Consider the following 15,449-nt stretch of genomic DNA (forward strand, 5'->3'; position numbering starts at 1 on the left):
TAGAATATGAAAAAAGTAAGCTTATTTGTGTTTTCGGCCTTTATCCTATTGTCCGCTTGTATTTCAGAACAAGAAAATTTCAATCTACGAATGGAGCAGGATAAAGAAGCAATATTAAATTATATTGCTGCAAACACCTTACCAGATGCCAAAGAGTTCAAGGATGTACCCAATGGTTTTTATATGTTTTGGGAAGTAGTCAATCCGACTTTGGATTCGTTAATGATAGGTGATACTTTGTATATAGACTACACAGGTAAGCTTCTTAATAATGTGGTGTTTGATACATCAAATGATAGTATTGCGAGAGCAAATAATATTCATGTATCTCAGCGAGATTATGAGCCTTTGAAATTTATAATTGGGCAAGGTGGGTTGATTCAAGGTTTTCAATTTGCTCTTTCTCAAATGAAAGAGGGAGAGAAAGCTACTGCATTATTCCCATCTATATTTGGATATGGACCTTCTTCACAAGGTAGAATTCCGGCAAACTCACCGTTGGTTTTTGACCTTCACTTAGTGGAAGTCAGGAAAAAACCTGTTGAAGAATAATTTTAATTAAAACTAACTTCTGAATGAAGCATTTAAAATATTTGCTATTATTAATTCCGGTATTATCAATAGTAAGTTGTGAACAACAAGATCTCTTTGGCGGTCCGAGGTATGATATTGAAGGTAACCTTGCAATAGATAGTGTGAAAATCGCCGAATATCTTAGAGACAACCCTATTGAAGGAGAAAGAATCAATGACCCTTCAGGGGTAGTGATTATAGTTCAAGAAGAAGGAATAGGATCTAGGCCTACACCAAGCACTGTGGTTTATACAGATTTTGTTGGTAGTCTACTTGATGGATCTGTTTTTGATACGACCTACGAGGATATTGCAAAAGAAAATGATATTTTCCAAGAAAATAGAACTTACGGAGTTTACATTTTTAATATACCTCCTGTAGGAAGCTCTGGCAATTCTATCCAAGGATTCAGTATTGGGTTTAAGAGGCTTAGACCTCAATCCAAAGCGGTATTGTTGATACCTTCGCCTTATGGTTATCAGGATTCTGATAATAATGATCGAATTCCACCTAACTCAGTACTTAGATTTGATGTAGATTTTAGAGGGATAGATTAATATGTGTATCTGCTTTTGCACCTTTAGTCATTTACAATAATGATTGAAGTTCATTTCGATCAGCTTTGGTCGGATGAAAGTAGGCAGTTGACGATTATTCGAATATTTATAAGTGATGTTTTCATCTACTTGTATCGTTGCGGATAATCATATAGATTTAGTAAGGTAGCTCTTTGGGCTACCTTTTTTTTATTTGTAAAGTCAATCTGTTTTTTTTGTGCAGATATATAATCTTTATGTTTTCCTTTCTTTGCCAGTATCTATAATGTATTCACCTCTCATCCTAGATCAAATTTATCGATCATTGTTCTTAGAAATAATCAAAATGCCATCTTATATTTAAATGTCATTCATTGTGGTATTTGCTTTACTCCAAATCAAAACATTCATGTATTGTTGGGTATAAGAGGTAAATGATTTTTCTGTATTCACAATTTTACATAACTTAAGGCTTTGCAATCAAAATCATACTGTATGAGAAAAGGATTCAAAATGGACCGTTTTCCTTAAAGTCTCAAGCATATTGGTCCTAGACCGCATTTGATTGCTATCACTGCAAAATCTGACATACTTTGGGCTTAGTGTAGACATGTAATGACAAAAGGGTGACAAAGCCTTTATTTATTAAGCTAGTTCTTTATGAGTTAATTTGGTACGATGAATTTGTCTTTGGTTTGAGGTCAAAGTGTCAATAGTCGGCAATCGATGGCAGCTGATTCAAAAGTAGATGCCAACATTTTGGGGGATTGTGTGACAATCGACATATGGATTACAATTATTTCAAATTATAACACATATACTGTTTAAGATTTATGAAAATTGGACTGATAAAAGAAGGTAAAGTTCCCGCTGACAAAAGGGTTGCTTTTACTCCCGAACAAATATTGGAAATGCATAGAACTTATGCTGGACTTGAGGTTTTTGTGGAAAGTAGTGATGTGCGTTGTTATACTGACGAAGAGTATGATTTACTTGGAATAAAAGTAGTAGATGACCTTAGTCATTGTGATGTGCTTTTTGGCATCAAAGAAGTACCAATAGATAATTTGATACCTGAAAAAACATATTTTTTTTTCTCACATACCATTAAAAAACAGCCATATAATAGAGCTCTTTTACAAGCCGTTATTGATAAAAACATTAAGTTGATTGACTATGAAGTTTTGAAAAATCAGAATGGACAAAGAGTGACAGCCTTTGGTAGATGGGCAGGCATAGTTGGGGCATATAATGGGCTATGGACGTATGGACAAAAGACGGATTTGTATCATATTAAAAGGGCATACGAGTGTTTCGATCTAATCGAAATCAAAGAAGAGCTTAAGAAGGTACAGCTTCCGCCTATCAAGATAGTGGTGACAGGTTCAGGAAGGGTTGGGAAAGGAGTGTTAGAAGTTTTAAATTCTGTTGGGATAAAGCAGATTGAGCCGCATGATTTCTTATTCAATTACTATGAAGAGCCGGTATTTACCCTGTTAGGTTCAGGTCAATATAATAGAAGGAAGACAGATGGAGGTTTTGATAAAGAGGAGTTTTATTCAGAGCCTTATAAATATGAGAGCCATTTTCTCAAATATACAGAAGTGAGTGATATATTGATTTCAGCAGCCTATTGGGACAATCGGGCGCCACGGCTTTTCAAAAAAGGAGATATAAAACTCGAAGAATTTAATATATCTGTAATAGCAGATATTACTTGCGATATCGATGGTTCATTGCCTACTACTATAAGAGCTAGTAAAGTCTTCAGCCCTGTTTTTGATATAGATAGAGATACTTTTGAAGAGCTTCCAGCATTTGGCAGGCAAAATAGTATTTCTGTAATGGCAATAGACAATTTACCAACTGAATTGCCCAGAGATGCATCCAAAGATTTTGGTGATCAATTGATGAAGTTTCTTATTCCTGAATTATTCAAACCTAACTCATCAATGATTGACAAAGCAACCATAGCAAATGATGGAGATTTGACATTAGAGTTTATATATTTAAGGGATTATTTGGATGGAATAAATGATTCGGAAAATGAAAAACATAGCTAGATATATTGAACAGACAGTTTTAAAGCCACTTACGAATGATTCTGATGTCGAAAAACTTGTAAAGGAAGCTAAGCAATATGGTTTTGTAGGTGTATGTGTGCCCCCCTTTTGGGTCAAAAAGGCTAAAAGGGAAATTGGTGATTCAGATATTCAGTTGGTAACTGTAGTGGGTTTTCCCCTTGGGTATAATATGTCGGAGACAAAGGTTTTCGAAACAGAACAAGCGATCAAGGATGGAGCAGATGAAATTGATGTAGTTTGGTCATTGACAGCATTCAAAGCAGGCCTAAACTGGCCGAAGATAGAACTGGCTAAGATCGCTACTCTTTGTCATCAACATGAGCGGATTCTAAAAGTAATTATTGAGACTGCATACCTTTCCAATGAAGAAATAGTGCAGGCCTGTGAGATTTGTAGAGATGCAGGAGTAGATTATGTAAAAACATCCACAGGCTTCGCACCAGAAGGAGCAAAAGTGGAAGATATCAAATTGATGAGAGCAAACCTTCCTAGTAATGTTGGGATAAAGGCAAGTGGGGGAATCAAGACTTTAGCTCAAGTAAAAGCACTGATAGAGGCTGGAGCTGATAGAATTGGAACCAGTTCAGGAGTGCAGATTATAGAAGAATTTTCTGGGTAAAATCACTTTTCTACAGAGATTTCCGTCTTTGTTTTTACTTGGTAATGCGAATGTCTAACATCTTCATTTTTATTGAAATAAATCAGAAGAAATGGAATGATAAAAAATGTAAGCAAAATGTAAGCAAAACCAATAAATCTTGTCCTTACGGATTCTCGACCAAGGAAAGTGGCGATTTTCACAGGGATATTCCTAATTGAAGGAAATGGCAGTATAATCATGGCCCCGATTACATTGAATAGGATATGTACAATGGCTATACTTATAGCTGCTTCAGTTTTGTAAATTGCAGCAATTACCGCAGTTATTGTAGTACCTATATTTGCTCCTACAATGAATGGAAATACTTTGATCAAAGAAACTTTTCTATTGGCCACTGCAGGTACTATCAAGGATGTGGTTACTGTACTTGATTGAACAGCTGCAGTAAAAAAAATGCCATATATAAAAGCTATTGCCGGATTTTTGAAGATGTGTTTGCTGACTTTTTTGAAGTTCCCTGATACAAATGATTTAAAAACAGTTTCTGATAGTAATTTGATAGCACCAAACACGAGTAATACACTCAATATCATTCCAATAATCGGTGCATTTATTTTTGCTACTATCCATAAGGTTGCAGGACGAGTGAAAATGACATTGTATTGATAGTTAGCTTCTGAGTAATTCTTGGACTCAAAGAAAGTGTTGGTTAAAAATAACGCTGAATTGCTCAAGAATCCGAAATACATCTCCAAAGGAAACAAGATGATTACCGTAACAATATTAAAAATATCATGTATAACTCCAGCAGATAGCGCTTTTTTAAACTCACCTTTCTTCATAATAAAAGAAAAAGAGACCAAAGTACTCGTGATTGTAGTACCTATATTGGCACCCATTACCAAAGGGACAGCTTGCATCAAGGTTAAGTTTCCTGAAGCTACAACTGCCACAATCATCGCTGTGACAGTGGAGCTACTTTGTATCAATGCAGTCATCAGGAGGCCAATAAAAAGACCCACAAAAGGATTGTTGGTAGCTCGAAGAATATCTCTTGCTATTTCGCTATTTAGCTGAAGCATGGAGACAGTAAGCATGTCTATGGAAAACATAAAAACCAACAACGCAACTACCATTTGTAGAACGAAAATTGCTTTTTTGGGTTTGTTTACACTTTGAATTATCCCTGTCATCTATAGAAAAACCAGCCTAACGATTTAATTGTCAAAATTATCTTACAAAGTAAAAGAGGAACATTCATATTTATGTGTAAAGCATATGAAGATATTGTTAATATTAATATCGAATAAGATTGAATATAAATTTACAAAATGAAATTTTATTCTTTATTTTGATTAAAGTAACTCTTAAAATTTGGGTTGATCAAGATAAATCGATGCTGAGCTTAGAAAGCACTAGTGTTAATAAAAGGTATCATTGACTTAACAATTAATTAACATTCAAGCCAAATAATCTTCTTTAACTTTGCATTCAATTTCAAACTCGCCAAACTAAAATTATGGCCAAACTTAAAGATCAAAACATCAATCAGGACGCACTATCAAAAGCTTCCTATTCACTTTTTGATTTCACTAGAAAAGAAAAACCTTTCTTAATAGTAATTCTGATTCTGGTTTCGATAGCAGGAATAATAACGCCATATACCTACGCCGCCATGTGGTTTGGATTTGCTTTGGCAGCATATTCTGCAATAGCCAATGACAGTATTCAGACCATAGGGACATTCATCGCTTCCAATCAAAGTAGAAAATGGTACTGGCTTTGGCTCTTCATGGGGTTGATTTTTGTTGGGACTGTCACTTTCAGTTGGTTTACTTACAATGGTGATGTCAGTTACCAAAGGCTTCAAGTACCAGGATTGGAGCAAGCACCTACAAACTTTGTCTTTTTGCAGATTGCAGCACCTATAGTTTTATTGGTGATGACACGACTCAGAATGCCAGTTTCTACTACATTCTTGTTGCTGAATGTATTTACTTACAAGGCAGGTACCATTGTCAGTGTTATGCAAAAAAGTTTCCTCGGATATCTTTTAGCATTTTTCATTGCAATAATCGTATGGTTTACATTAGAGAAGTTTGTCAAAACCTATTTGAAAGGTGAGGCAAAACCCTACTGGTATGTATTGCAATGGATTACTTCAGGTACACTTTGGGCAGTGTGGATCATGCAAGATGCCGCCAATATAGCTGTATTTCTTCCGCGTCAATTAAACGTTTGGGAATTCGTAGCCTACACTGGTTTTGTATTTATAGGTTTAGGATTTTTATTCTACCTGAAGGGAGACAGGATTCAAGGTATAGTAAATGAAAAAACCAAAGTAACAGATGTAAGGGCCGCTACTATAGTTGATTTTGTATATGCGATCATTTTGTTCTATTTCAAAATAATGAGTAATGTGCCTATGAGTACAACATGGGTATTTATCGGGCTCCTTGGTGGTAGGGAGTTATCCATAGCATTGGCTAAGTCCAGAAAGTTGAAAAAGAGAAAAGCAAGACTAGTAAGAGCATACAGATTAGCCAAAAAGGATGTAGTCAGAGCAATGATAGGTTTGTTGGTATCATTGATACTTGCTTTGATAATCAATGAAGGAGTAAGAAAAGAGATGATAGATTTGATTTTCTAATATTTTTGGTCAAAATATATTAGAAATAAACGAGCTAAATAGATAACAGACCCCGAAGGTTTTTCGAAACTTTCGGGGTCTTTTTTTTGGCTTATCCTTATCAAAATACAATCGAATTTTTGTCAAAGTCAAATTACCGACCAATTTTCAATACCCTTCCAGTTTTTACTAATTAAATCATTCAACTGATAACTATTTCCAATTAACTACATGTTTTTTTAACTTGCTAGTCTTTATGTAAAATCACAAAAATATATGGATCTTTTAACAGACGAGTTTTTTATGAATGAGGCCATGAAAATGGCAAAAATTGCTTTTGAAGAAGACGAAATACCTGTTGGGGCGGTAATTGTTTGCAGAAATAGAATTATTGCAAAAGCTTACAACCAGACAGAAAAGCTTACAGACGCAACTGCCCATGCTGAAATGCTTGCAATTACTTCAGCTGCAAATACTTTGGGGTCCAAATATCTGAATGAATGTAAATTATACGTGACTTTGGAGCCTTGTGTCATGTGTGCGGGAGCGAGCTACTGGTCACAACTTGGAGAAATACATTATGCTGCTTCAGACCCAACGAGGGGGTTCTCTAGATTAGCAGAGCGAGTGGTTCACCCTAAAACTAAAATAAAAGTTGGATTGATGGCAGATGAGGCTAAGATGTTAATGGATGATTTTTTTAAAAAATTGAGAAAATGAGATGTTTTAGGGAAAATTAGAACCATTTTAGGATAGACTTGGTTTGTTAATTGAATCGCATAAAGAAAATTTAATTTTATTTCTAACTATAAAACTTTAAAAAAAATGGCTTTTGAACTTCCAAAATTACCTTATGACTTAAATGCGCTAGAGCCGCATATTGACGCCAAAACAATGGAGATCCACCATGGCAAGCACCACAATGCTTATGTTACTAATTTGAACAAAGCAATCGAAGGAACTGATCTTGAAGGAAAATCTTTAGAGGAATTGATGAAAGTGGCAGGTTCAAATGCAGCCGTAAGAAATAACGGTGGAGGTCACTATAACCATAGTCTTTTTTGGACAATTTTGGCTCCTAATGCTGGAGGTCAACCGTCAGGTGATCTGGCTAATGCAATAGATGCTAAATTTGGATCTTTTGATGCTTTCAAAGAAGAGTTCAACAAAGCAGCAGCCACTAGATTTGGTTCAGGATGGGCTTGGTTGTGTGTTGATGAGAAAAAAGAACTTTGTGTATGCTCTTCACCAAATCAAGATAATCCATTAATGGATGTTGCTGAGTGTCCTGGTACTCCAATCTTAGGATTAGATGTATGGGAACATGCATATTACTTAAATTACCAAAACAGAAGACCTGATTATGTTTCGGCATTTTGGAATCTTGTGAATTGGGAAGAAGTAAGCAAAAGATTTGAAGCAGCTAAATAAGTAGAGTTTCTTTTTTTCATAAAAAGCCCAGGAAATTATCTTTCTGGGCTTTTTTGTTTCTATACCGAACGAACGATGTGTACGATTATGATACACATAAGATTTTGTTTTGTTTTTTAAAATACTGAAAAACAGTATGTTATATATTATTTTTTGCTTTGGCACTTGTTTTTCATTAGGGAGGATACCAAACAATACGGACACAATTAATTCCAACACTAATGAAAATCACAATACAAGTATTCACGATCTTTTTCTTCTTCTTTTTGGGAATGAGCAATCTAGCGGCAAAAGATATGACAGAAATTACAGGTCAGGTAAAAGATCAAAAAGGAGAATCTCTTCCTTTCGTAAACGTCATGTTGATGGACGCCCAAAGCGGATCATTGCTAACAGGTGCTGTCACTGACGAGACAGGGAGCTTTAAAATAGAATCTTCCAAAACTGGAAAGATGCAGCTTGTAATTTCATCACTAGGGTTTGAAACTTTCAATTCTGAATCTTTTGAAATTCAATCTGGTGACAAAAAGGATTTTGGAACCATCACAATGGAAGAAGAGATCGCAGCACTTGGTGAGGTGACCGTGAGAGCTACAAGACCTGAAGTAATCATCGAACCTGACAAAACAACAGTAAACATAGAAGGGACAGTAATGGCTGAAGGCAATACAGCCTTAGACGTCATCGGTAGATCTCCAGGAATATATGTAGATCAAAATGGAGTCATCAACCTCAACGGAAGATCAGGCGTGACTGTGATGATCAATGACCGCCAAACATACATGAGTGCAGAAGATCTGGCTAATTTCTTAAGGGCAATGCCAGCTGACAATATCAAAAGCCTGGAAATCATCAACAATCCCACATCAAGGTTTGATGCTGAAGGTGGCGCTGGAGTGATCAATATCAAATTGAAAAGAAATAACATTGACGGTGTATTTGGAAGTGTTCAAGTAGGAGGTCAATACAATGGACAATTTGCTCCAAATACAGGAGTGACTGTAAATGCCAAAAAAGGCAAATGGACAAACAATGCAAGTCTAAACTATAGTGAATATGCAGTTTTCAATGATTTAGAAATCAACAGAAACTTTCAGTTAGAAGAAGGTATTTCGAATTTTGACCAAGAAAGTAGGATTACGACAAGAAACAAAAATCTATTCTTCAGTGGAGGTTCAGATTATGAAATCAACAAGAATCATAGCGTGGGAGTAAGTGTACAAGCTTCTGGATCAAACGGGGAAGATATAAGCTCTGCACTAACAGAGGTTTCAAATCCAGGGACTAATGATAGAAACTTTCTAAGATCTCTCAATGACAGTAAGGATCAAAATAGAAGGGTCTTTGCAAACTTCCACTATGTGGGGCTCTTGGATACTTTGGGGACTAAGTTGACTACAGATTTTGATTTTACTAATATGAGTTCTGACGCTGAGGCTGTTTTGTCAAATGCTTATTGGTTGAATCAAGAAGAGGATCAAGCATTGAATGACCGAATTAGAAATATCAACAGTATGGACTATAATATTTTCACGGCTAAGGTTGATTTTACCAAGCCATTTGGAAAGGGAAGGGTTTTGGAAACGGGTTTGAAAGGAAGTTGGGTAAAGTCTGATAATGACTTAGATCTTGCTAGATCTATTGAAGAGGCACCTTACACTCCAGATCCAAATAGCAACAGGTTTATATACAAGGAAAATGTTTTGGCAGCATACGCCACTTATAAAAGTAAGTTTTCAGACAAAGTGAGTTTTCAGGCAGGTTTGAGAGGAGAGTATTCTGATATCCTCGGAACTTCTGTGACTTTGGATCAAGAAAATTCTCAGAAGTATTTCAACCTGTTTCCAAGTGTGTTTGTACAACAAAAAGTGAGTAAGGACTACCAGATTATATACAATGCAAACAGAAGAATAACCAGGCCAAATTACAGGTTATTAAACCCTTTTGTTTTCTATATTGATCCATTGACTACTGAAAGAGGAAATCCAAACTTGAGGCCTCAGTATGCACACAATCTTGAAATGAACCATGTCATCAAAGGGGCATATCAGTTTAGTTTGGGATATTCCTTGACTACGGATGTCTTTCAGCAAATCTTCGAACAGGATGAAGAGTCCAGAACCACTACGACATTCAATGCCAACTTGGATAGGTCACAAAATATCAACTTCAGGGCAATAGTTCCTTTGGAAATCACGCCTTGGTGGAATACCAACAATATGGTTCAAGTGAACTATGCACAATGGAAGTCAATGATTGGAGATGCAATGCTAGATGTCTCACAAGTGTCTTACATGATGAGATCTCAGCATAATTTTGTCTTGCCAAAGGGATTCAAAGCAGAAATCATCGGGATGTATATGGGGCCAATGCTTTGGGGTCAAGCGACTATTGGAGCGATGGGAGGATTGGATGCAGGTATCACCAAGTCATTTGCCAAAGATAAATTTACACTTACTGTCAATGGTACGGATTTGCTAAGAACACAGGTGATCAGAGCCAATGTGCAGTTTGATCAGATTGACACATCTTTCAGGCAATACAGGAGTAATCAAGGTGTAAGATTGACTTTGAGGTATAAATTCGCTCAAGGAGAAAGCTTTAGGGTCTCAAACAGAAGTGGAAGCACTGAAGAGAGAGATAGATTGGATTGATGGGGGAGTTGTTAATGGTTAAAAATGTTAAATCAGCCGCGGCAGACAAGCTGTTAATTTAAAACATTTCATTATCAGAAAAAATAGATTCAAATAGGATAATAAAAGGAAGGTTAATTCCGGAAATAAAACAGGCCCCAAGGATTCCTTGGGGCTTTGTTTTTGGAGACTTAGTAAAGCTCAATTTTTATAATATTCAATTGGGATTGGGATTTTATAAAATTGAATACTATCCCGCAGTAAATAAAATGACATTAGATGCCCAGATGTAAATTACAGGTTTTTTTTAATGTCAATCGAATTATTTACTTACGTATGTAGCTTCCATGATTAGACGGCAAACTCTTTCCCAATAATCATCTTTTTTCTGGAAAATGAAGATTGAATCCTCTGTTTTTTTCTTTCCTGAAAAATGCAAAAACCTGATTATTGCCCAATCTTCATGAATAATCGGAAGCGAGTATTGGGAATAATTTAAATTGCTTTTTTCAATTAAGTTTAGCCTAGGCAGTTTTTCGCTATCCCAAAATTTCAAAGTATCAAGCTTTTTGTTTTTCAGAAGAATCTCTTGAATTTTGAATTCTCTGATTACCTCATTTATACTTTCAACTCTACAGGCGCCTCTTAGGCCATTTTGAAGATTTATTGAATCTGATAGATATATTAGCCAGTCATCATTCATGTTGATAGCTTTTAAAATTTCATGATCTTCAAAATTCTGAATAAGATTTTGAAAATTTTCATGAGATTTATCATCGACTATTTCCTGAGCGTAAAGTTTTCCAGAAAAAAAAGTAAAGCATAATGTCAAAATAAATTGCTTAATCACATTTTTTACCTTTTGCATCAATTGTTCCATTTTGCTCCTTAAATAATATTTCCGAATGGATATTTTGATTGAATAAAATCAATTTGATTTTCAATAACCATAGTCTGGGAACATTTCATGAATAATAAGGATACATGCCGTAGGCCATTGATTTTTCTCATTCTTCTTCATGATGTAGATATAGTCACCAATGTTATTGACAGAGTCAAAACTCTTGACTCTTAAAATACAAATCTCGTTATCTATAATAGGGATACTATATTTATATGTCAAACCTTTTTCTGAAATTTTTTTTCGCAATTTGTAAGTATGATTAAGTTTTTTTCTTTCCCAAGTGAATTCTGTGGTGCTTCTTATCAATTCCTTTGCCTCAGATAAATTTATTTGAGCAATAAGACCTTCTATGCTTTCATTTGTAAAGACGTGTCTGAAAGCATTGTGTATAAATGCTGTATCCTCTAAATAATCTATCCAAGCGATTGATAAATCTACCTCTTGCAACAATTCAATCTTTCCTTTATCATTAAATTCAAGGAATTCATTCAGCATGAAATGATACGCATTGATATTTTGGCTAAATCCAAACGAAACCGGAATAATAAAAACTATAAAAGCATTTATTACAAGTTTTCTTAAATTAATCGCACTTAACACCTTTTGCATTTTCATTTCCATCTTGCTCGTTTTTTAATATATTTTTAATCTTTAATCTATCACTAGATTTTGGTATCAATTCTTTAAAGCTATCAGTAGGCGTATTTGTATTTGTTTTAAAAAGCCCTCCAAAAGCCATAGCTCTATAATAATCATCCCCTAGGTTCCCGCCACCATCACCAAAAATTGAATCCCACTTTTTGAGAGAAAATGCCATCATATCAACATAGCCTCCCATCAACTCATGTTGAGCCCTATTCATATCAGGATTTTTGTCCAAAAGATAATTTTCATATTTATCACCAAAATCACTCATGAAATCAAAATTTCCCGAATTTAATTCATGGACAATATAACCATGTACCATTTCGTGAATTATTGTCCTAGCAATAGATAGCCGAGTTGCATTATTTAAGTAATGGTTAGACAAAGTTATTGTGACTTCTTTTTTGCCATTACTATTATTAAACCCACTTGTAGTGGATCCATTTACACCGGAAATATTATCATTTTTGATTATTAGATTAAAATTTTGAGACTTTTCAAATAGTTCATAAATCGCTGATGCAAAATCGTAATTTGATAAAGGATTAGATGTGCCTATTTCAAAAGGAGAATTGATTTTACTAGCATTTCCAATTGACTCAAAAATCTCACTAGCACAAGGGTCAGTAAGTTCATTCACAATCTGATCCTCCAATTCCTCCGGAAAAGGAAAACAATCAGGTCCATCACAGTAATTCAAAGGATCATCTATCCATATGTAGGTGAGGGACCTACACCTCCATAGGATCCTGCACCTGATCCACCACCACCACTTGGGCTTCCTTCATCATGGCTGGGACCTGTTGACGGGCCCCCATCAGGCACCGTAGGCATGTCCCAGCACTGCTGTACGTATATGGACTGCTGTGAGCCTACACCCCCAGGTATACCATAATAGGGAAAATCAAGCCAATAGCCAGTACAATGAGTCGTCAGACTGTGTCCCAAGACCATCAAACCTAGACGCAAGGTCTTTGAATCCATCGATTGACTTCAGCTTTTCATTACTGTATGACTTAACAAAGCTAAATCGGTCCATCAGCAGTCACCCAAACCTCGTAAGCTGTGAATTTTTTATTCCAAACAAATCTTTCTTTGGACATATAATCTTCATATAGGATCATGTAGATTTTTTGTTTTTTACCTAATTGTTCTAAATCTCCCCAATCCATAAAATCTAAATTTTCTGCAAATAAAACTTGTGATTTAGCCAAATCTAAATGTCCAACTTCAACTTTTTCATGACTATATTCCCAATGATTCACTTCAGGAGGGATATGAAATAAATTGGCTCTCAGGTTAGGGCTTCCAAAACTTACCCAAACGCTTGTACTACCATTTCTATCATAGACATCAATACGTTTTGAGTCTTTATTAACAATCAAAATTATTTTTTCATTATTTCCAGAACAATCTTCAGAAATAAAACTACCCAACGATATTAATGAGACTAATAGCGAAAGTAAAATGTTACTTATATTCGTCATAAACAATTCTTTCTACCTCTTTTCACATTATCAATATCTTGTGTAATAATTTCAAGAGGTGATTTTATTGGAGGTGTCGTAGTGATGTTTTTCATCAAATTCCAAGCAATTGTTCCTTGAAGCCCATCCCATGCAACAGATTTGTAAAAATGGTCTGGAATACCATTTGGATAGTAGACATTTTTGAAAGTATTGTAACCATCTGAATCAAGCATTTGGTGAACATCTTTTAGAATCTCCCCCATCTTAGTCACCCATTCATCAGCCATCAGGTTATGTTGTTGATCAGCTGAGCCTCTGTACATCATTACATAAGTATTGAAGGTCTCTCTAAAATCCAGCTCCTTTTCTGTGGGATTGGTAGTATTGATCGCCCTATATAATTCTGCGTGTACCATCTCATGAACGATAGTCCTAGCTACTTCTAAAGCAGATCTATTCATTTTTATTTCATTGAATGTAATTTCTATTGGCTGATTGGAGCCTCTCCACCATGCTTGGCCATTGGCTGATGCATTTTGTGTTGCTCCTATTTTAAGTATCACATCAAATTCTGTCCCAAGACCTTCAAACCCTGATGCTAGGTCTTTGAACCCATCTATAGACTTCAGCTTTTCATAAATACAATCTGCGGTAGTTCCAATGAAAGTTGAATCCTTTTTGATTTCAAAGAGATCTATGACACACTCCAGATCATACCCCATCATTTGCAGAAATCCACAGTCTTCTAATGTGGTAGGTCCACTTTTTACTTTTCTACTTTTTTCTTCAATACCCATGTTGATGGGACTGCGGGGAAAGGATAATTTTCAAGTTTAGTTATCTTTTTATCTAGTCGGCTTTGATAGTTTATAAACTCAAAAACTAAATGATCATCTTCAAATTTTACTGTAAAGTTGACAGGATTTGCATTTTCAAGAATTTTAATACCTCCAGATATTCCTTTTTCATTAGCTGAAATTATTATAGGAGGGATTCTATTAGGATGGTTTTTTACGTCAAAAATTTCATAAAAATCAAAACTGTTTTTTGAGTTTAAGAATTCAACGAACTCCAAATTATCACATATTAGATTTCCGTCTACAAGCAATTTTATATAACCAAAAACAAATGGTTTCTCGGGGGTTTCATTTATTTTTTTATAACCTAAAAGAACGAGAACATTTATTTTTTCATCCTGGTAAAACCAAGCCCCTTCTAAATCTTTCAATTTTTCCGCATTGATGTTAAATTGAGCTTTACTTTGACTAAGTGGTAAAACAATTACGATAATAGTTAATAATATAATTAATGAGTATTTCATGATTAGTTACAGTTTAAGTTTACAATATTTGTTCCCTGATTATTTTTCCTGACCCTATCCCAACTATTAAAGTTTGATAAATTACCCTTGTATAATGAAAGGCCTAAATTTGAAGTGTTTAGGAATTGAAACAGTCCAATTTCATTTTGCAAAGCAGAATTATCAGGCTTAACATAATTAATATAGATGCTTCTTAATATTTCTAATCCAGAAGATAAATTAGAAAACGCTATTGGGTCAGAAATACTTAGTAGGTAAGTTCCTTCGGAAGTTACTACGCCAAAAACGAAATTTTCAATATTGTTAATCAGATTCTCTTGAACCATTGCTCCTAAAGCAAAAATATCAGATAAAGAAAAGATAGAAAGCATATCGGTTCCTAGGTTATGACTATGGATTAATCCATCAATTGGGGAATTGACTGTTAATCCGTCAAGTGAGCCTGAATTTGGAAGCCCTTGAACATATTCATATCCAAAAGTCCCATCTTCGTATCTGTTCATTTTGTAGCCAATTTCATAATTAAAATTATTGGCTGCACTTTTCAAATCGCCCATTTTTATTTTAAAGTCATTATCTGCGATAAGTTGTTGTATTTGCTCACAAATATCTGCAGGATCTTC

General features: G+C 35.1%; 17 protein-coding genes. 8 read left to right on the forward strand and 9 right to left on the reverse strand.

What is annotated here, in order from left to right; genetic code table 11:
• The first annotated feature begins 6 nt into the window (after positions 1-6).
• From MM213_RS07145 to deoC, 4 genes are all read left to right on the forward strand, one after another.
• Complete coding sequence (locus tag MM213_RS07145) at positions 7-552, forward strand: FKBP-type peptidyl-prolyl cis-trans isomerase (protein ID WP_241410841.1); 546 nt, start codon at positions 7-9, stop codon at positions 550-552.
• A 23-nt stretch (positions 553-575) separates the two neighbouring features.
• Entirely contained in the window at positions 576-1,130 is a 555-nt protein-coding gene (locus MM213_RS07150) for an FKBP-type peptidyl-prolyl cis-trans isomerase (protein ID WP_241410843.1), read from the forward strand.
• Between the two features lie 812 nt (positions 1,131-1,942).
• On the forward strand, positions 1,943-3,172 hold the full coding sequence (locus MM213_RS07155) for an NAD(P)-dependent oxidoreductase (protein WP_241410845.1): 1,230 nt from the start codon (positions 1,943-1,945) through the stop codon (positions 3,170-3,172).
• Positions 3,156-3,812 (forward strand): deoxyribose-phosphate aldolase, encoded by a 657-nt coding sequence (gene deoC, locus MM213_RS07160; RefSeq protein ID WP_241410847.1) that lies wholly within the window; start codon positions 3,156-3,158, stop codon positions 3,810-3,812. The genes MM213_RS07155 and deoC overlap by 17 nt, the downstream gene beginning before the upstream one ends.
• A 2-nt stretch (positions 3,813-3,814) precedes the next feature.
• Here deoC and MM213_RS07165 read toward each other — a convergent pair whose 3' ends face one another.
• On the reverse strand, positions 3,815-4,987 hold the full coding sequence (locus MM213_RS07165; RefSeq protein ID WP_241410849.1) for a Na/Pi symporter: 1,173 nt from the start codon (positions 4,985-4,987) through the stop codon (positions 3,815-3,817).
• A gap of 326 nt (positions 4,988-5,313) precedes the next feature.
• Here MM213_RS07165 and MM213_RS07170 point away from each other — a divergent pair, with 326 nt between their 5' ends.
• The 4 genes from MM213_RS07170 (at position 5,314) to MM213_RS07185 (ending at position 10,508) form a co-directional block, all read left to right on the forward strand.
• Positions 5,314-6,444, forward strand: a complete 1,131-nt coding sequence (locus MM213_RS07170) for a hypothetical protein (RefSeq protein ID WP_241410851.1) — start codon at positions 5,314-5,316, stop codon at positions 6,442-6,444.
• A 255-nt stretch (positions 6,445-6,699) separates the two neighbouring features.
• On the forward strand, positions 6,700-7,143 hold the full coding sequence (locus tag MM213_RS07175; protein WP_241410853.1) for a nucleoside deaminase: 444 nt from the start codon (positions 6,700-6,702) through the stop codon (positions 7,141-7,143).
• A 105-nt stretch (positions 7,144-7,248) separates the two neighbouring features.
• Positions 7,249-7,854 (forward strand): superoxide dismutase, encoded by a 606-nt coding sequence (locus MM213_RS07180; protein WP_241410855.1) that lies wholly within the window; start codon positions 7,249-7,251, stop codon positions 7,852-7,854.
• 221 nt (positions 7,855-8,075) lie between these two features.
• Complete coding sequence (locus tag MM213_RS07185) at positions 8,076-10,508, forward strand: TonB-dependent receptor (protein WP_241410857.1); 2,433 nt, start codon at positions 8,076-8,078, stop codon at positions 10,506-10,508.
• A 301-nt stretch (positions 10,509-10,809) separates the two neighbouring features.
• Here the strand turns inward: MM213_RS07185 and MM213_RS07190 are convergent, their stop codons facing one another.
• From MM213_RS07190 to MM213_RS07225, 8 genes are all read right to left on the reverse strand, one after another.
• Positions 10,810-11,355: a hypothetical protein gene (locus MM213_RS07190; protein WP_241410859.1), complete on the reverse strand. Its 546-nt coding sequence runs from the start codon at positions 11,353-11,355 to the stop codon at positions 10,810-10,812.
• Between the two features lie 72 nt (positions 11,356-11,427).
• Positions 11,428-12,012: a hypothetical protein gene (locus MM213_RS07195; protein ID WP_241410861.1), complete on the reverse strand. Its 585-nt coding sequence runs from the start codon at positions 12,010-12,012 to the stop codon at positions 11,428-11,430.
• The gene (locus MM213_RS07200) at positions 11,975-12,676 is read right to left on the reverse strand and encodes a SprT-like domain-containing protein (protein ID WP_241410863.1); all 702 of its coding nucleotides are present in this window, start codon (positions 12,674-12,676) and stop codon (positions 11,975-11,977) included. Before MM213_RS07200 ends, MM213_RS07195 begins: the two co-directional genes overlap by 38 nt.
• 68 nt (positions 12,677-12,744) lie before the next feature.
• Positions 12,745-13,020 (reverse strand): hypothetical protein, encoded by a 276-nt coding sequence (locus tag MM213_RS07205; RefSeq protein WP_241410865.1) that lies wholly within the window; start codon positions 13,018-13,020, stop codon positions 12,745-12,747.
• A gap of 41 nt (positions 13,021-13,061) precedes the next feature.
• Entirely contained in the window at positions 13,062-13,523 is a 462-nt protein-coding gene (locus MM213_RS07210; RefSeq protein ID WP_241410867.1) for a hypothetical protein, read from the reverse strand.
• Positions 13,520-14,302: a hypothetical protein gene (locus MM213_RS07215; protein ID WP_241410869.1), complete on the reverse strand. Its 783-nt coding sequence runs from the start codon at positions 14,300-14,302 to the stop codon at positions 13,520-13,522. The genes MM213_RS07210 and MM213_RS07215 overlap by 4 nt, the downstream gene beginning before the upstream one ends.
• Positions 14,272-14,826, reverse strand: coding sequence for a DUF6705 family protein (locus MM213_RS07220; protein ID WP_241410871.1), 555 nt, complete (start codon positions 14,824-14,826; stop codon positions 14,272-14,274). Before MM213_RS07220 ends, MM213_RS07215 begins: the two co-directional genes overlap by 31 nt.
• Positions 14,827-14,828: 2 nt before the next feature.
• The coding region (locus tag MM213_RS07225; RefSeq protein WP_241410873.1) for a hypothetical protein at positions 14,829-15,449 on the reverse strand (621 nt) is incomplete at its 5' end.

Origin of the sequence: Belliella alkalica, from assembly GCF_022549785.1 — a bacterium.
Taxonomy (GTDB): domain Bacteria; phylum Bacteroidota; class Bacteroidia; order Cytophagales; family Cyclobacteriaceae; genus Belliella; species Belliella alkalica.